Consider the following 17,204-nt stretch of genomic DNA (forward strand, 5'->3'; position numbering starts at 1 on the left):
CTGTGCTTACTGCGCAGCTCTCCGCTGCGCCAGCACTGGGATCGCCGCGATCTTCGCAGCCGTGAGGTCGCCCCACACCAAGCCGGACGGCCGTCGGCGGTCAGGGCAGGGAATCACCGTGTCCGGCGTGACGATGTAGTCCACCGAGAAGTCGTGATCCGTCTCGGGGATGTCGCCCTCGATGACCTGGAGCTGATGCACCGGCGCCACGATCACGGTCTTCTCGGTGACCAGGCCAGCCTCGATAAGAAGCGCAACTTCAAGGTCGGAGTACCCGGCACCCTTGCCGATGCGGGCACCAGAGCGGTTCACGGCCACGCTGCCGCAGATGACGATGTCGATCGGTGCAACGTCGTCCACCCCGACGCGCCGGGCGACGCGGGCCGCGCCCTTCTTCTCGGCGGCCTCTTCAGGCGAGATGCCGAGCGTCTTGGGGTCGAGCAAGTAGAAGGGCTCGGCGCTCGCCATCCTCGGTACGGCCATGTAAACGCGCTTGCCGTCCTTCAGGGCGCGGACGCGGACAGGAAGCTGTGCCCAGTCGGGGTTCGCCTTGACGGTCGTGGCTCGCTGCCATTCCTCCAGACCGGCCAGTTGATCGGCCGTTCCCTCGGTTCCGTAGAAGCCGGGGATCTTCCCGTACGAGTCAGCCGGTGCGCCGCCGCCGTCAATGAGTCGTCGCCACACCCGCTCGCGGACGGCCTGCTTGGCCTGGTCGATGCCTGTCACGTCACGCCCCGCCTGTCCTATCTGAAGCACCACTGGTCGATCGGGAAGCGACGCCCTTGCACTCAGGCGCGCAGGCCCACAATTCGACGTCTTCGGGTTCCCTGCCCCTGAAATGGATGGTCACTTTGCCGATCGGCCGGTCTGCGTACAACCGGGCGCCGCACAGGGCGCATGCCCAGCCCTTCAGCTGGTCACCGTTCAACGTGCGCCAGTCGACAGGCGCGGGCGCCGGGGTACTCACCGGGGCCGCCTGCTTTCTGCATTGACCATGGCTACCTTCGCCTGAAGTTCCTCGTGCCGGTCGGCCTTCCGCACGCTGCCGTGCTCCGCCTCCCACTCCTTGCCGCCACCCGGCGGACGCAGGTACACGCGCACTAGCCCCGCTCCATCTGCACTCCCGGCGTTACCGACGCCGCCTGGCGCACCTCCGATGGGGTTGCCCCGCGGGACGAACGCTAGAGAGACTCCACGATCGCAATCCATGAACTTGCAGAAGCTTGCACAGCAAATATCTGCCCATTTCAGTGCCTTTACGTCTATTGCGAACAGCAAGACGGTGACGGCGTCGTCGGCACGGCCCACACGGTGCACGGCGATGAAGGAGCGGAACACCTCGCGGTAGCGTCGTCGTTGAGGTCGACGGAGAGGAACCCCGCAGCATGCCGCAGCCCAAGGACACCGCCCATCACGACGCCCCGCGCGGGCTCATCCTGGACTTCGCCGGGGTGCTGACCGGGGACCCCCGCCCCGTGCACCACGCCTGGTGCGAGTCCGAAGGGCTCCTCGCGGGAGCATGGCGGGCGACCCTGAACGACCATCCCGAGGGACGGCGGCTGTACACCGCCCTGGAGATCGGCCAAATCGGCCAGGCCGAGTGGAACGAGGGGACTGCCGCCCTGCTCGGCGCGCACGTCCCCCCGGAGAACCTGATGGGACGCGCCTGGGCCAACGTGCCGCCGGCTCGACGCATGGCCGCGCTCGCCCGCGCCGCCAAGGATGCCGGATATCGGCTGGCGCTCCTGTCGAACAGCTTCGGACTGGAGCCGTTCAACCCTTACGCACATGCGGGTATTTGGGAGCTGTTCGACGTCCACGTGGTTTCGGAAGTCGCCGGTCTCGCGAAGCCCGACCCGGCGATCTACCAGCTCACCCTGGACCGCCTCGGTCTGCCGGGGCCGGCCTGCATTTTCGTCGACGACCACCCGGTCAACCTTCCGCCTGCCGAGGCCCTCGGCATCACCACCGTCCTCGCGACAACTGAGAACGAGACAGTCGACGAGCTGGAGCGCCTTCTCGGGGTAAACGCAGTCCTCCCCGTGTAGGCGCTATCCAGCCAGCCCGCCAACTCGCCCTCGTCCAATGAGTGCACGCGCCCGTGGCGAAGTGGGTACGGTCCAAGCCTGGCTTGAACGGCCCGGGGAGTTACTGCCATGCAATGGTCGGAATACACCACCGCTGAACGCCTCAAGACCCTCCGCAGCGGGATGACGCAAGAGCAACTGGCCGAGGCCGCCGAGGTATCGGTCGGTGTCGTGCGGAAGCTGGAACGTGGCGGCACCGCTTCTCTTCCCTCCCTGCTGGCCATCGCTTCCACGCTCGGCACCGACATCGCCGTACTCCTCGGGCAGCAGGCCCCTCGCCGCTCGATGAATCGTGACGAGCGGGCGGCCTTGCGAACCCTCTCGGCTGCCACGCACGACGCCGCGATCGGCATCCCCGCCGACACTGAGCCTGGCACCGTCACCGAGCTGCGTGCCGTCGTCCAGCACGCGGACACCGCCTACTGGGCCGGCCGGTACACCGAACTCGGCACCCTGCTGGCGGCCCTGCTGCCGGAGGCCCGTGCCCGGTACGACGCCGCCGGCACCGATGAGAGAGAAGCCGCGGCCGGTCTGCTGGCCGACGTCTTCCAGACTGCGGGCATGGCCGCGAACGTCTGGGGATCGCGGGACCTCGCCTACGCCGCCCTCACCTACGGGCGCCAGATCGCCGTCCAGGCCGGGGACGACCTGCGCGAGGCACACCTCGCCGCCACGACTGCCTGGGTGAACCTCCGTGACGGCCGTACGGCGCAGGGCTTCGCGCTCGCCGCCGCGCGGGCAGATCGGATCGAGCCCAGGATGTCCGAGCACGGCCCCGACCGCCTGTCGGTGTACGGGCAGCTCGTCACCAATGCAGCCGTGGCCGCGTCACGGGGAGGGGCTTCCGCCGACACGGCACGCGAGTACCTGTCCCAGGCCCACGCTGTCGGCGCCCGCCTCGGCAGCGAGTACGCGCGCGGCGGCCATGCCCAGCCGTACGGACCGCTGTACGCCGCCACTCAGGCCATGAGCATCGCCGTCGCCTTGGGCGATACGGCGGGGGCGCTGCGGCTCATGGACACCGTTCGACTGGACGAAACGGTGCCGCTCGCGACCCGAGCTCGCTACGGACTCGACGTCGCCCTGACCCACGTGGAGTGCCGCCGGTGGGACCGGGCTGCTGACACCCTGGAGGAGGTCTGCACCATGGCACCGGGATGGGTTCGGCACCAGATGCTGCCAGGCGTTATCATCTCGCGGCTGGCAGGTGTGTCCGTGGGCCGACTTCGCGGACTCGCGCACGCAGCCGGCGTTCCTTTGGGCGTGCGCTGACCGCCCATTACCACGACCCGTGGTAGTTCGGCGGTCAGAAGTTTGCCGCCTGCCACGCTCCGTGGCAGTCCGAACCCGGCTTGCGGGCTCTACGGATACGGGGTGTGACAGTCCGGATTATTCCCAACCTCCGCCGTAGCCACGGACCGTGCCTGTTGGCCAAAGGGCCGTCCCAGCACGCTTGGAGCATGCCGAACTCCTCGTCCGGCGGCCTCGGACACGTTCCCGTCGCCGTCTACTACTGCGCTGTCGAGCCCCCTGCAGTACGCGAGGCCGAGCGTCGCGCTTGCCACTACTCCGACGCCCGCCACGGCACGTCGCCGGTGTCTGGTCCGACAACGGCCCCACCGCGCCCCTGGACACCCGGTTGGGCTGGTCCGCCATCACGGGGGCCCTGTCGTCCGGACTGGTCCGCGGCATCGTCGTCGCCGGAGCCACACACGTCGCCGACGACGCCCAGTTCGCCGCGCTCGGCGTCCTCATCCGCGACCGTAGCGGATTCCTGGCCGAGGCGACGAACAGCCCCCTCCGGCCACACACCCGACCAGCACACCCGCCGCCGGATCCTCTTCAAGGCGGCGGCCGGCTGGACGCCGTGGGGGCAGCTCATCCCCGGAAACGTCCAATGAGCCGCGTACGTGAGGAGATCGGCGATCTCGTCCAAGACGGCACCGGACAGCAGGCGATCATGACTGACGTCAAGCAGGGGAGGACCGGGGTCCTGCGACGACCGTCGGGCGGTACGGCGCACCAGTGGGAGACCGACGCCCCCGACTCCCTCCACGTGCAGGAGACCCGCACGCCCCGGTTCGCTCGTCAGCGGGACGAGTAGTAAGCGCCCCCCACACACACAGACATCCCCACCCCTGCCTCTGGAAGGCGAATCCGCTGTGTACGCATTTGGCTTATGTCTCGACCAGCGCTACCTCGTCCCGGGCCTGGCCTCCATCACCGCCCTCGCAGACAGCCTCACGCTCCGAGCCCGTCGGGACGTGGCGCTGCGCGTCCTCACCCTCGACCTGACTCCGTCCGAGGCCGTGCTCCTCTCGCACCTGGCGCGACGCGTCGGCTTCGGCTCGTTCGACCTGGCCCACCGCTCCACGCTGCGTACCGCGCGGATGGCGGACTCCTCCTACATCAGCGTCGCCACCTACCTGCGGTTCGAGTTCACCGCCGCGTTCGTCCGACGCCCGTATCTGATCTACCTCGACGCCGACACTCTCGTGCGAGGCGAACTGAGCGCACCGCTGAACGACTTGCGCCTGGGGGACGTGGGCGCGGTACGGGACGAGTTCGGCCCGTCCGTGGGTGACAGCCACGCCTTGCCGGGTGCCGCAGAACGCTGGCCTCATTTGAAGGGCAGGCCGTACTACAACGCCGGAGTGCTGTGGGCACATGTCGCCGACCTACCACGGGTACGTCGCGGAGTCGGCCATGCACTGGTCCGGCTGCGCCGGCACATCCATCACAACGACCAGGACGCCCTGAACCTCTGGTTCCTCCACACCGGCCGCGTTCGCCCGGTCGGCCCCGGATACAACCGCTTCGAACTCGGCCGGTTCCTCGAACGCGGCAACTGGGCCCGACGCGTTGTCGCCCGCTCTCCGCTCCCCGACGCCTCCGCACCCCTCGTCCACTTCGTGGGTCCCGAGAAGCCTTGGCAGACCGACTGCCCCCGCACCGAGGAAGTCCGGGAGTACCGCACCCACCTGCGCCGCACCATACGCCACGTCCGTGCCCTGGGCTTCGCCCCCGAGCAACCGGAGCTCCGATGACCACCTCACCCCTCGCCCCGGCCGGGCTGCCGATGGTCTCGCGCGCCTGCAACCTGCTGCTGGGAAGCCCCGCCAAGGCCGCCGAGCGCCTGGCAACCGGCTCGCGTACCGCCGTCTACCGAGTCGCCCTCCTCGCCGGCTCGACCGTGATCGTGAAGCTCTACTCCCACACCGCACGCCGGAACGCCCTCAGCGAAGCCGCAGCGATGTGTGCGGTCTCGGCCGCCGTGCCCGTACCGGAGGTACTCGGCTACGGCACCACCTCCAGTGCCGGCGCCACCGCTCTGGTCACTTCCGACCTGGGCCCTGGCACCCTCGGCTCCGCCGTGCGCTCGGGCAGCGTCCCGCGCCTCCAGGCGCTCAGGGACCTCGGCACGCTCCTCGGCCGCATGCACGAGGCACCGGTTTCCACCAGCTCTCCTTGGCGTCCCGTGATCGAAACAGTTGCCTCCCTCAGTCGACGCTGCCCGTTCGACGTACTGGACCGGCTCGCACCCGCCCTCGCCATCGTCACCGAACCCCTCGACGAGGCGTCCGTCGTGTGGTGCCACGGCGACCCCCACCTCGACAACGTGGTCCTCTCCGGGACCCGGCAATCCTGTCACCTGGTCGACTTCACCGACGCCGCACCCGGACGCCGGGAAGCGGACGTGGCACACGCCCTCATCATGACGGGCGCCCACTCGCAATGGGACCGGCACACCCTCCTCTGTGCCTATCCGCACGCTGTGAACGACACCCACCTCGCGGCATGGTCGGCGTTCCTCACGGTGAGCTGCTGGACCCATGCCGGCCCTGGCAACAATCGGACCGCCTGGTCCAACCGGTTGGCCGAGCTGTCGCGTCGGACACCACACCTCTTCCGGCCCCACACGGAGCACTCCCATGCACCTCACGCGAGAAGGAGAGCCCAATGACCAACCCCGCCCCCGGCCTGACGGTAGTCATCCCCGCGCACAACGAAGCTGCCTACCTGCCCCGCTATCTCCCCACCGTCCTGACTTCCCTCGCGCACTGGGAGGCCGCGAGCGGTGAGCAGGGCGAAGTCATCGTGGTCGACAACGCCTCCACCGATGCCACCGCTGACGTGGCCGCCGCGTTCGGGATCCGTGTGGTCAGCGAGTCGGTCCGCAGCATCGGCCGGGTACGCAACGCCGGCGCGAGCGCTGCGCGTAGTCCCCGGCTGTTCTTCACAGACGCCGATGTCGCCCTGCCCGCCGAAGCGATCAGCGCGGCAGCCACCGCGCTGGACGCAGGAGCCGTAGGCGGAGCGATCCCGCCCCTCTACACGCCGGACCGACTCGGGGCGCGACTGTTGTGCGCGTACTGGGACCACTACCGCGCCCGACATGGCGGCGCGCAGGGAGTCGCTCAGTTCGCTACCGCCGCCGCGTTCAAGACGATCGGCGGATACCGCGAGGACCTGCTCATGAGCGAGGACGTCGACCTCTTTGCCCGCCTGACCGTCCACGGCCGTATCACCGCCGCACCTGTCAAGATTCTGGACGACCTGCGAGTACGCCCCTCCACCCGCCGCTACGACCAGTGGTCGAGCCTCCGGATGCTGTGGTGGCAGAACCCGGTCACCGCTCGCCTGCGGCTCAGCTCCCCGCGCATGTGGCGCCACTGGTACGAGACCACCGTCCGATGAGTCAGGAGCCCCAGATGAACGGCACGACCGCCCTCACCAACACGTCCGCACCGTCGGTTCCCATGCCGGTACCGGACGCGATGGGGATCTATACGTTCCCCGACGACCTCGACCACGCCCACCACAAGTGGACCCACCAGCTCCTCACCCGCCACCGCGCACACGACCACCAGGTCCTCCAGCTGATGGCCCCGCACAGCGGCCGACCCCACTTCATCGAGCTGCGGCGCCCGACCGGCCGCCCCGTCCTCGCGCTCGAACCGCACCACGACGACTTCGCGCTGTCGGCCTCTGGGACCTTCCTCGTGCACCCTCGCCCGCTCACCGTGGCCACGGTCTTCACTCGCTCCAACAGCGTCCACCCGTCGTTGGAAGACGCCTACAGCACCGAATCGGCGGTCTCGCACCTGCGCGATCGGGAAGGTGCCGCCGCCCTGGCACCCCTCGCCGCGACCCGCCTCGCCCTCGGCCACAAGGACGCGGAACCTCCCTACCGCCCCTACGACGAAGGCCGCCTCAACCAGATCACGGAGGAACTCCGCGCGATCGTCGCCGCCCACCCGGACGCCGAACTCCTGGCCCCCGCCGCTGTCACCCGCCACCCCGACCACCTGTTGGTGCACGACGCCGCGGTCCGCCTGGGATGCCGGTGGTTCTGGGAGGACCTGGCGTTCTGGTCCACCTACGCTCTCGCGGGCTGCGACCAGCATCTCTTCCGCTCCCGAACGCGGGTCGCGCTCGTGCCTTCACTGGTCGACATCACCTCGGTGGTCCTCGACAAGTGCACCGTCCTGCGGATGCACGGCTCGCAGATGTACCCGTCCCGGAAGATGTACCGGCCGATCCGCCACGCCTGGACCGCCGCCGATCTCTCGGACAGTTCCGGCACGTACGCGGAGCGCTTCTACCGGACGGAGTCGCTGTGAAGGTCATCGCGATAGAAGGGCCTTCATACGCCGGGAAGACGACGGCAGTACGTCACTTGCGCAGGATCGGCTACGGGAAGCGGGCCTACATCGCGGGCTGCTACGTCAGGCAGATCGGCCGTCGGGACGCCGTACCTCCGGCACGCACAGCGTCCGCCGCCGAACAGGTCGCCGCCTTCGAGACGTTCATGGCCGTCGAGGAGGCCCGCGTCCACACGGCACTCGCAGCCGCGAAGCCCGTAGTGATCCTCGACCGCTCTGTGGACACCCTCCTCGCTCACGCACACGCCGTCGACGCCCTGTTCGGCTACGCCGTCCAGCACCAGCTACGCGACCGGCTCCAGGTGCTCCCCCACCTGCGCCCCGATCACACGCTCTACCTCGACGTGCCCGCCGAGGTGCTCGGCCTACGCCGCAAAACCGCAGGGCACACGGCCACCGAGCCCGACTACTTCCTGCATGAGGCCACCTTCCTCACGCACACCCGCGACTACTTCCTCGCCCGCGCGCAGCCTCCCGTTTCCCAAGAGGTCACTGTGATCCCTGCCGACACCAGCCAAGACGGCATCGCCCAGGCAGTGGAAGCCCTCGTCTCGTTCTGGACCAGGTGACCCGCCCATGCCCAGTGCCCTCTTCGCCTGGCGCCGCACACCCCCACCACTCCTCATCGGAGGCGCCGAAGTCACGCAGCAACTCCTGGCCGAGGAACTCGCGGTCGCCGGCTGGCAGGTCGTCTACCTGGGCTCCCACCAGGCCCCATGGAACCAGACCACACAACTCCCTCAGCTACGAAGCCTGCTCGACGCACGTCAGACCCCATACGAGGAGGCCGAGGGGGTACTCCGCTACCGCTGGAACGGAGTGGACTGCATCGCCGCACAACAGCATCAGATCGGCACCGCCCTGCACGAGCTGCTGGCCGGCCTGCACCCCGACGTCGTGTTCACCTCTCAAGAGGGCGCGGCCGACCTAGCCGAACGGGCCCGGCCTTCTGCACTCGTCGTAGGCATCCTGCACTCCGTATCGAAGACCGGCCTCGGAGTCCTGGCCGGACGCCCTCAATACGGCCTGGCCGTCTCGAAGTTCGTACTCAGCCGAGCACGCCACCACCCGGGCACGCGTCTCGCCGTCTTCCACCCGCCGTTCGTGCAGCCCTCGCAGGGTGCGACCGTGCAGCGGAGCAAGTCGGTGCTGATGGTCAACCCGATCCCGGCGAAGGGTGCGGGCCTCCTGCACGATGTCATCCGCATGATGCCCGAACAGCACTTCACGCTGGTCGAAGGCTGGTGGAACAACGCCGACGAATTCGCTGCCTACCCGAACGTGACCTATGTCCCCCGCACCTACGACATGGACACTCTCTACCGAAGCCATCGCCTGCTACTTGTGCCGTCCACGGTGGAGGACGCGTTCCCCCGGGTGATCGTCGAAGCCGCGCTTCACGGCACCCCCAGCATCGGCAGCGACAGAGGCGGCATCGCGGAGGCCATCGGCCCACACGGAATCGTCCTGCCTCGCACTGCGGGACCACAGGATTGGGCGAACGCCATCAACGCCGCCGAACATCACGCCCTCGGCCAACAAGCCCAAGGCCACTCGGCATGCCACACCCGCCCCAGGCTGCCAGAGCTAGCAGCCCTCGGGATTTACCCCGCGGCGAACGCGTCCTCGACCTGATCGAGCCGCTGCGTCCACCAGTGCAGCAACGCCTCGTCCGCCGTGAAGAGATCGTCGAACGAGAAGTCACCGCGGTCGTAGTGGAACTCCAACTGCCAGAAGTCCGTCATCCGCTTCCACCACAGCCGACGCATACCGTCAGCCAGCGCCGACGCTTCCAGCGGCATCACCGACCGGTAGCCACCGACGAATGCCGACACCCGCCCTAGGTCGAACACGCCGTCCACACCGAACTGCACCTGGGCCGTCCGCACGACCTCATCGGCGTACGGTCGGACGCCGACCCGGTCCCAGTCGAGGATGGCGGCCAGATCTCCGCCCACCCACAACAGATTCCGGTACTGGACGTCACCGTGCGTCCACCCATGCCTGCCCGCAGGCCCCTCGTTCCGTGGCCGCCGATCGGCGTGCTTGCCAATCAGCACACGTCGCTGCTCCAGGGCGGCCATCGCCACCATATCGAAGGCAGTGCCGGCGCCCTCGTTTCCAACCGCTCCGGACAACCGCTCGGCCTCTTCCACTGCCCGCTCTGGCGTCGTCAGGTCGGCAGGCACCGTCTCCGGCACTGCGGGCAGCAAACCTTTGTCGCAGGCACGATCGAGCGCCTCGTGGAGGCGCCCCAGGTGCACCCCAAGGGAAGCGGCCTGAGACAGGCTGAGGTCCACTCCACGGAGATGGCTGCCTGCCACCCACGGGAAGAGGCACCAGACACCGCCGCCAACCTCAGCCACCAGAGAGCCGGAGGCGGTGGGGACGGGAGCACTGGCCGGGACTCCATCGAAGGCCAGCGAATCCAGCACCCCAAGGTTGCGCACCAATCGATCGAGCGACACATCGGTGACCCTCTTCAGCGCGAACACCCCGGTTGCGGTGTCCACCTTCCAGTTCGCGTTCATCAGCCCATCGGTGAGGTAGCGCTGCTTCCGGACCTCACCGAGGCCAAATGTGCTGGTCAGCTCCGCGAGGACGCTGCCAGGGATGTCAGTGCTGTCCTTCGCGGTCGCATCAGTCACGCGAAAGATGCTACGGGCGGCCGACGCCCCCGGCACGAGATTCACGGCACCCCCGGCCGCGCTTCACTGGGGTTCACTCTCGCAGCGTCAGGCGCTCCTGCAGGTCGTCGGCCGTAAGAACGGACAGCTAGCGCTTCGGCATCCAAAGCCGCCGAAGCGCCTCTGCCGGCTGCGGTGATGGACTGCCTGCAGGCGTGGCTCACGACATCGCCTGCGGCAAAGACGCCGGCGGGTGGCAACACCCCCAGCATGAACGACCACGCCCGATCAAGGATTCGATCCCACTCCTCAAACGGGCGTCGCAGGTTCGAATCCGGCGGGTATAGAGAAAATCACCTGCCCAGAGAGCCTTCCGTCGGATGGACGTAAGGCCCTCTCAAGTCACTGTCTGGTCAACCACTCCCACAAAATGACCACCAGTGCCCTCAGCGCGACACCAGCCATCCACCGCACAACAAGCACGACCATGTACCGCCTGAGCCTTGGCGTGTGCCACACGTACCGCGCTTTACGCCAGAGAATGCGCATAACTCGTCCCATCCGTGGACTTGACCAACCAAGCGATCGGTCAGACGCCACCAGACCTGTTCGGCCCAGGGTTCGGCGAGAAGCGACTCCCGCCGGACTGCAGGTATGTGGTGGTCAGACAGGCAAGGAATAGGGTTCGTAGAAGGTTCGGAACGAACGGGGAATGGCATGGTTGATAACCCGGCTGCAATGTCGCGCCTGGCCGAGGAGCTGAGAGCACATCGGCAAGCCTCCAAACTCACGTTCGGCCAGATCATCCAGCACAGTAAGCGGCACTCTCCGCCCGTCTCCCTGAACAAGAGCACTCTCAGCGCGTGGTTCAACGGTCAGAGTGTTCCGCGGGCCGGAAAGCCATTCACCTTCCTGACCGAACTCCTCGATAGCCGCACCAGCTCAGGGCCAGCTCCACGCTCCCGTGCTCGGTGGGAGAATTTGCGCCAAGCAGCCGAGCGAAGCAGACCCCCAGCTCACCGAGACAGTGAAGCGTCGGGGTCGCGCACGCAGAAACACTGTGGCGACAAGCCCCGCAGCGCGAGGCCACTGCGCATAGGCCTGGTCCCCGATACAGCCGATGTGCTCATCAAGCGGGCACATCGCGAAGCCCTGGCACGCGCCCTGGAGGGTTCCGAGGACAGAGACGTCGTCACGGACACAGCTGGCGCATTGGTCAGAGGGCGCGTGATCACAGGAACCGGAGGCGTGGGCAAAACCTGTCTGGCCGCCGACTACTGCCACCGCGTCGCCGACGGAACAGACGCTGGAGTCGACGTACTCATATGGGTCACGGCGAACACCACTCCGGCAGTTACCGGTGCCTATGCCCGGGCAGCCCGCGATCTTGAGCTGGTGTCCAACAACGAAAACACTGCTTCGGCCGCTGAGCATTTCCTCAACTGGCTCCGTGTCACGGATCGCAGCTGGCTCATCGTCCTCGACGACGTGCACTCCGCCGGCGCGCTGGAGGGGCTGTGGGCGCCTCGGCACACAGCCGGTCGCGGCAGGGTCATCGTCACCACCCGCAGCCGCGAAAGGGATCTTGCCACCGCAAGTGGTCTCTCTTTTCTGCCTGTTGGCATCTTCACCCCCCAGGAATCCCTCAAGCACCTGCGCAACACACTGCAACGAACCATGCCCGCCGGTACGGACGTGGAGCTAGCGGGACTCGCCGATGACCTTGGCCATCTCCCCCTGGCGCTTTCGCGCGCTGCCGCGTACCTCGACTACGACGCCTCGTGCAGTGTCGCCCGCTACCGACGCCGGCTCGCGGACCGTCGGCTTACCCTCGAACGACTGATCCCAGCCATGCGCGGTAGCGCTACGACAAGCTCATTTGCGTCGCTGTGGGACATCTCAGTCGATCAGGCCGACCAACACACCGGCTTGCTTGCCCGGCCAATGCTCGAGTTGGCCGCCGTCCTCGACGGTACAACCGGCATTCCCGCCGTACTGTTCACCAGCGACGCCGCACGCGCTTGGCTGACCGAGCGGAGCCGAGCAGACGAACCCGTCGACGAGCTCGATGCTGAGCACACCCTGGCAACTCTGGACCGGCTCCACCTCATTGATCACATCCCAGACGAGGGCTGCAATGACGCATGGTTGGTCCGCATGCACCAGCTCATCCAGCGGGCCGTACGCGAGCAGCAGCCTCCTGGTTCACCGCCCGACATCCGGACGCATCGCAGGGACGCCGTACTGCCGGCGGCTGCTCACGCCCTGCTCAACATCTGGCCCGACACCGGTCATAACCAGGACCACGCCCTGCGGCTGCGGGCTAGCGCCCGCTTGCTGGCCACCCACGATCAGGACGGTGAGAGCCACCCTCTGTGGCAGAACGACACCGCATACACCCTCCTGTTCCGGCTAGGCACGAGCGCGGGTGAATCGGGCGACGCTTCCTGGGCGCAGGCCTATTTCGCCGGGCTTTGCTCCCTCGCCCACCAGCGACTTGGAGCCGACCACCAACACACCCTTGTCGCCCGCGGCGAGTTGTCCCGCTGGCAAAGCCAAGCCGGAGATCACGCTGCAGCAGTTCAGACCCTGGAATTCCTTGAGGCGGATCACATCCGGCTGTTCGGCTACGAAGCCCCCGAGACACTCGTGACTCGTCACAACCTTTCCGTCGAGCGTGGTGCAGCAGGCGACACGAGCGGCGCCATCGCGGCCCTCCAGGAGATTCTCACTGTCCGGCAACGCAACGGAGCGAGCCGTGGTGCGATACTCGCCACTCTCCACAACCTTTGTTATTGGAAGGGCGTCGCGGGTGACGCAGTAGAGGCTGCTGACGCATACCGCAAGCTGATCCCCCTCATGGAAGAGGAGTTTGGTGCCGATGCCGATGGCACCCTCACCGCCCGCCACAATCTGGCCCGCTTGCTGGGCGAATCTGGCAATGCCGCCGAGGCCCTCAGCCTGCTCGAAGCGCTGCTACTCGACCAGACACGAGCGCTTGGGCCCCGGCACCTGCGCACGCTGACCACCAGGCAAAGTCTTGCCCGTTGGCAGGGAGAAGCGGGCGAGACGGATAAAGCCATAGAGGGGTATCAGGCACTGATACCCGACATGGGTGAGGTCCTGGGACGCGACCATCCCGAGTTGCTCGCCGCGCGCCACAACCTCGCCCTTGCGCGGGCAAGAATCGATCCGACCACCGCATCTAAGGACCTCACCGCCGTCATCGCGGACAGAACCCGAGTCCTCGGTCCTCACCACCCCGAAACACTCAGCTCCCGGCATAGCCACGCCCTGTGTTTGAGCTGGGCAGGAAAACCTCAGCAGGCTGTACAAGCGCTGGAGGATGTCCTCCGTGATCAGCAGTGCCGTCTCGCGTCAGAAGAAGCGGACATTCTCAGCACCCGCCACAGCCTCGCCGTCATGCGTGGCTCTGCAGGAGCACCCCAGGCGGCCATCGCCGCACTGCAAGAGCTCCTCCCCGATCAAGACCGCGTCCTAGGCCCTGGCCACCTCCAAACCCTGACAACCCTCGATAGCCTTGCCAACTGGCAGGGTGCAACGGGCAACGCACAGTCGGCAGGGGACACATACCAGACCCTGCTGACCCGCATCGAACGCCACTTCGGCCCTGATCATGTCGCCACGCTGTCGGTGCTGGACAAGCTCGCCATGTGGCGCGGACGCGCTGGCCACACCGGGGAAGCCGTCCACATCCTCACCCGGATGCTCACAGAAACACGACGCCTAGTAGACCCTGCTGATCCCATCATCCCCACCATCAGCAAGAACATCGCCTACTGGATGAACCAGGCCGACAATGAGGGACACCACCATCAACGCTGAAACCTGCAACCACGGGTCTCCACGAAGCCGCAGTCGTAACCTTTCAATTGGGGGAGCTATCCCCTGCAAGGTCTCGGTCCACAAGATCGACGATCAGCATCGGACGCCGCGAGGGGTGGTGAGTGCCGCCGAACTGCTCGACAGCACGCATGACCATCAGCGAGATACGTGAGCGCACTGCCGTGTACTCACCTCCCAACACTGGATAGATCACCACGCCGTGTGACGCTGATCAGCAAGAACAGCACCACACGGCATGAGCCATAACCCTCGATCAAGGGAGATCAGCGCACGACTGGGCCCTTCGCGGAGAGCGTGCAGGTCAACTGGCCTTCTCACTATGTCTAGGCATGCCCTCCTGAACATCCAAAAAGATGTCCGGGGCGGCCCACGCAAGCCACCCCGGACATCACGATCAGAGACCTCAGACCAGATCGAACCGGTCCAGGTCCATGACCTTGGACCACGCCGCCGCGAAGTCCTTGACGAACTTCTCCTTCGCGTCATCGCTCGCGTAGACCTCCGCGACCGCGCGCAGCTCGGAGTTCGAGCCGAAGACGAGGTCGGCGCGGGTGCCGGTCCACTTCACGTCGCCCGAGGCGCCCTCGCGGCCCTCGAACGTGTCCTGGGCCTCCGACGTCGACTTCCACGCCGTGCCCAGGTCGAGCAGGTTGACGAAGAAGTCGTTCGTCAGGGTGCCGGGAGACGTCGTGAAGACGCCGTGCTTGGAGCCCTGGTAGTTGGCGCCCAGGACGCGCAGGCCGCCGACGAGGACCGTCAGCTCGGGCGCGCTCAGGTTCAGCAGGTTCGCCTTGTCGACAAGGAGGTACTCCGCCGGGAGGCGGTTGCCCTTGCCGACGTAGTTGCGGAAACCGTCGGCGGCGGGCTCGATCGCGGCGAACGACTCCACGTCGGTCTGCTCCTGCGAGGCGTCCACGCGGCCCGGCGTGAAGGTCACCTCGACCGGGACGCCGCCGTCCTTGGCCGCCTGCTCGACGGCCGCGGTGCCGGCGAGCACGATCAGGTCGGCCAGCGAGACCTGCTTGCCGCCCGCGGAGTTGGAGGAATTGAAGGACTCCTGGATGCCCTCCAGTGTGCGCAGCACCTGCGCGAGCGCGTCCGGGTTGTTGACCTCCCAGCTGCGCTGCGGCTCCAGGCGGATGCGTGCGCCGTTGGCGCCGCCGCGCTTGTCGCTGCCGCGGAAGGAGGACGCCGAGGCCCAGGCGGCGGAGACCAGCTGCGAGATGGTCAGGTCGGAGCCGAGGATCTGCTCCTTGAGGGAGGAGATGTCCGCGGCGTCGATGACCTCACCCGTGCGCTGCGGCAGCGGGTCCTGCCACACCAGCTCCTCGGAGGGGACCTCCGGGCCGAGGTAGCGGACGACCGGGCCCATGTCGCGGTGCGTCAGCTTGTACCAGGCGCGGGCGAAGGCGTCCGCGAACTGCTCCGGGTTCTCGTAGAAGCGCCGGGAGATCGGCTCGTAGATCGGGTCGAAGCGCAGCGACAGGTCCGTGGTGAGCATCGTGGGGCGGTGCTTCTTCGACGAGTCGAAGGCGTCCGGGATGATCTCCGGGGCGTCCTTCGCCACCCACTGGTGGGCGCCTGCCGGGCTCTTGCCGAGCTCGTAGTCGTACTCGAAGAGGTTCTTGAAGAAGTGGTTGCTCCACTGGGTCGGCGTCTCGGTCCAGGTGACCTCGAGGCCCGACGTGATGGCGTCCTTGCCGACACCCGTGTTGTACGTGCTCTTCCAGCCCAGGCCCAGCTGCTCCATCGGCGCGGCCTCGGGGTCGTCGCCGACGTTGTCCGCCGGTCCTGCGCCGTGGGTCTTGCCGAAGGTGTGGCCGCCCGCGATCAGGGCGACGGTCTCCTCGTCGTTCATCGCCATACGGCGGAACGTCTCGCGGATGTCGCGGGCCGCGGCGATCGGGTCCGGGTTGCCGTTGGGGCCCTCGGGGTTGACGTAGATGAGGCCCATCTGGACCGCGCCGAGGGGGTTCTCCAGCTCGCGGTCACCGGTGTAGCGCTCGTCGCCGAGCCAGTCGGTCTCCGGGCCCCAGTACACGTCCTCGTCGGGCTCCCAGACGTCCGCGCGGCCGCCACCGAAGCCGAAGGTCTCGAAGCCCATCGTCTCCAGGGCCACGTTGCCGGTGAGCACGAGAAGGTCGGCCCAGGAGAGGTTCTGGCCGTACTTCTTCTTGACCGGCCACAGCAGACGGCGGGCCTTGTCCAGGCTCGCGTTGTCCGGCCAGCTGTTGAGCGGCGCGAAGCGCTGCTGACCGGCGCCGGCACCGCCGCGGCCGTCGCTGATGCGGTAGGTGCCCGCGCTGTGCCAGGCCATGCGGATCATCAGCGGGCCGTAGTTGCCGAAGTCGGCGGGCCACCAGTCCTGCGAGGTGGTGAGGACCTCGGCGATGTCCCGTTTCACGGCGGGCAGGTCGAGGGAGTTGAACGCCTCGGCGTAGTCGAACTCCTCGCCCAGCGGGTTGGCCACGGCGGGGTTCTTGGCAAGAATCTTCAGGTTGAGCCGCTCCGGCCACCACTGGCGGTTGCCACCGCCCTGGGTCGGGTGCGGGGCGCGAGTGTGCGCGACCGGGCAGCCGCCTGTCTCTTCCGGCTTCGGGTCGGTGACGATCGCGTCATGGTTCTCAGTCATGGGAATCCTTCCGGACGGGGCGGATCACGGTGCTGCTCAGGAACACGGTGCTGCTCGGGAACTGCGAACGGCAGAACAGTCTGGGGGTGCCCGAAGGCGGTACGAGCCTCATCGGCCGGGATGCAGGGCCGGGCCCGGGAGCGGTTCCAGGCCGCGGACGTCCGCCTGCTCGCCGGATTGGTTCTCCGCGAGCGGGGTACCGGATGCCGGGCCGAGCGGACCCGTCTCCTGAAGTCACGTGCTGTTCCCTGCTGTTGCCCTGTGCCTTGGCCGTCGGCCGGAACTGATCCTACGATGGACGAAGTCCAAGTCAATACGACAGACG

The 17,204-nt window shown here is 67.4% G+C and carries 13 protein-coding genes; 10 read left to right on the top strand and 3 right to left on the bottom strand.

The annotated features are described in order from the left end of the window. Positions 1 to 6: 6 nt before the first annotated feature. The gene (locus ACWFR3_RS03595; protein ID WP_453732877.1) at positions 7 to 726 is read right to left on the bottom strand and encodes a 5-formyltetrahydrofolate cyclo-ligase; all 720 of its coding nucleotides are present in this window, start codon (positions 724 to 726) and stop codon (positions 7 to 9) included. Positions 727 to 1,385: 659 nt separating this feature from the next. On the opposite strand from ACWFR3_RS03595, the gene ACWFR3_RS03600 reads away from it, so the two are divergent. The 9 genes from ACWFR3_RS03600 to ACWFR3_RS03640 all read left to right on the top strand — a co-directional run bounded on the left by ACWFR3_RS03600 (position 1,386) and on the right by ACWFR3_RS03640 (position 9,388). Then, positions 1,386 to 2,048 (top strand): HAD-IA family hydrolase, encoded by a 663-nt coding sequence (locus ACWFR3_RS03600; protein ID WP_453732878.1) that lies wholly within the window; start codon positions 1,386 to 1,388, stop codon positions 2,046 to 2,048. A 108-nt stretch (positions 2,049 to 2,156) separates the two neighbouring features. Then, positions 2,157 to 3,359 carry a helix-turn-helix domain-containing protein gene (locus ACWFR3_RS03605; RefSeq protein WP_453732879.1) on the top strand — a complete coding sequence of 401 codons (1,203 nt, stop codon included), beginning with the start codon at positions 2,157 to 2,159 and terminating at the stop codon, positions 3,357 to 3,359. A 625-nt stretch (positions 3,360 to 3,984) separates the two neighbouring features. Beyond that, on the top strand, positions 3,985 to 4,191 hold the full coding sequence (locus tag ACWFR3_RS03610; protein WP_453732880.1) for a hypothetical protein: 207 nt from the start codon (positions 3,985 to 3,987) through the stop codon (positions 4,189 to 4,191). A gap of 58 nt (positions 4,192 to 4,249) precedes the next feature. Next, on the top strand, positions 4,250 to 5,134 hold the full coding sequence (locus ACWFR3_RS03615; protein ID WP_453732881.1) for a glycosyltransferase family 8 protein: 885 nt from the start codon (positions 4,250 to 4,252) through the stop codon (positions 5,132 to 5,134). Continuing rightward, on the top strand, positions 5,131 to 6,051 hold the full coding sequence (locus ACWFR3_RS03620; RefSeq protein WP_453732882.1) for a phosphotransferase family protein: 921 nt from the start codon (positions 5,131 to 5,133) through the stop codon (positions 6,049 to 6,051). Before ACWFR3_RS03615 ends, ACWFR3_RS03620 begins: the two co-directional genes overlap by 4 nt. Next, a complete protein-coding gene (locus ACWFR3_RS03625) occupies positions 6,048 to 6,785 on the top strand; it encodes a glycosyltransferase (RefSeq protein WP_453732883.1) in 738 nt (245 codons plus the stop codon). Before ACWFR3_RS03620 ends, ACWFR3_RS03625 begins: the two co-directional genes overlap by 4 nt. 14 nt (positions 6,786 to 6,799) lie before the next feature. Further along, complete coding sequence (locus ACWFR3_RS03630) at positions 6,800 to 7,711, top strand: PIG-L family deacetylase (RefSeq protein WP_453732884.1); 912 nt, start codon at positions 6,800 to 6,802, stop codon at positions 7,709 to 7,711. Then, positions 7,708 to 8,322, top strand: a complete 615-nt coding sequence (locus ACWFR3_RS03635) for a dTMP kinase (RefSeq protein WP_453732885.1) — start codon at positions 7,708 to 7,710, stop codon at positions 8,320 to 8,322. Before ACWFR3_RS03630 ends, ACWFR3_RS03635 begins: the two co-directional genes overlap by 4 nt. A 7-nt stretch (positions 8,323 to 8,329) precedes the next feature. Further along, complete coding sequence (locus ACWFR3_RS03640) at positions 8,330 to 9,388, top strand: glycosyltransferase (RefSeq protein ID WP_453732886.1); 1,059 nt, start codon at positions 8,330 to 8,332, stop codon at positions 9,386 to 9,388. Here the strand turns inward: ACWFR3_RS03640 and ACWFR3_RS03645 are convergent. Then, positions 9,358 to 10,401 (bottom strand): phosphotransferase, encoded by a 1,044-nt coding sequence (locus tag ACWFR3_RS03645; protein WP_453732887.1) that lies wholly within the window; start codon positions 10,399 to 10,401, stop codon positions 9,358 to 9,360. The genes ACWFR3_RS03640 and ACWFR3_RS03645 overlap by 31 nt on opposite strands. Before the next feature lie 1,206 nt (positions 10,402 to 11,607). Here ACWFR3_RS03645 and ACWFR3_RS03650 point away from each other — a divergent pair. Beyond that, positions 11,608 to 14,226 (top strand): tetratricopeptide repeat protein, encoded by a 2,619-nt coding sequence (locus tag ACWFR3_RS03650; protein ID WP_453732888.1) that lies wholly within the window; start codon positions 11,608 to 11,610, stop codon positions 14,224 to 14,226. A 424-nt stretch (positions 14,227 to 14,650) separates the two neighbouring features. Here ACWFR3_RS03650 and katG read toward each other — a convergent pair whose 3' ends face one another. Next, positions 14,651 to 16,879, bottom strand: coding sequence for a catalase/peroxidase HPI (gene katG / locus ACWFR3_RS03655; protein WP_453732889.1), 2,229 nt, complete (start codon positions 16,877 to 16,879; stop codon positions 14,651 to 14,653). Positions 16,880 to 17,204 lie beyond the last annotated feature (325 nt).

The organism is Streptomyces sp. NPDC055189, assembly GCF_053606765.1.

Coding starts and splice junctions, on each gene's coding strand:
- ACWFR3_RS03605 (WP_453732879.1), top strand. CDS start 2,157: ATGCAATGGTCGGAATACACCACCGCTGAACGCCTCAAGACCCTCCGC.
- ACWFR3_RS03630 (WP_453732884.1), top strand. CDS start 6,800: ATGAACGGCACGACCGCCCTCACCAACACGTCCGCACCGTCGGTTCCC.
- ACWFR3_RS03600 (WP_453732878.1), top strand. CDS start 1,386: ATGCCGCAGCCCAAGGACACCGCCCATCACGACGCCCCGCGCGGGCTC.
- ACWFR3_RS03610 (WP_453732880.1), top strand. CDS start 3,985: ATGAGCCGCGTACGTGAGGAGATCGGCGATCTCGTCCAAGACGGCACC.
- ACWFR3_RS03620 (WP_453732882.1), top strand. CDS start 5,131: ATGACCACCTCACCCCTCGCCCCGGCCGGGCTGCCGATGGTCTCGCGC.
- ACWFR3_RS03640 (WP_453732886.1), top strand. CDS start 8,330: ATGCCCAGTGCCCTCTTCGCCTGGCGCCGCACACCCCCACCACTCCTC.
- katG (WP_453732889.1), bottom strand. CDS start 16,879: ATGACTGAGAACCATGACGCGATCGTCACCGACCCGAAGCCGGAAGAG.
- ACWFR3_RS03625 (WP_453732883.1), top strand. CDS start 6,048: ATGACCAACCCCGCCCCCGGCCTGACGGTAGTCATCCCCGCGCACAAC.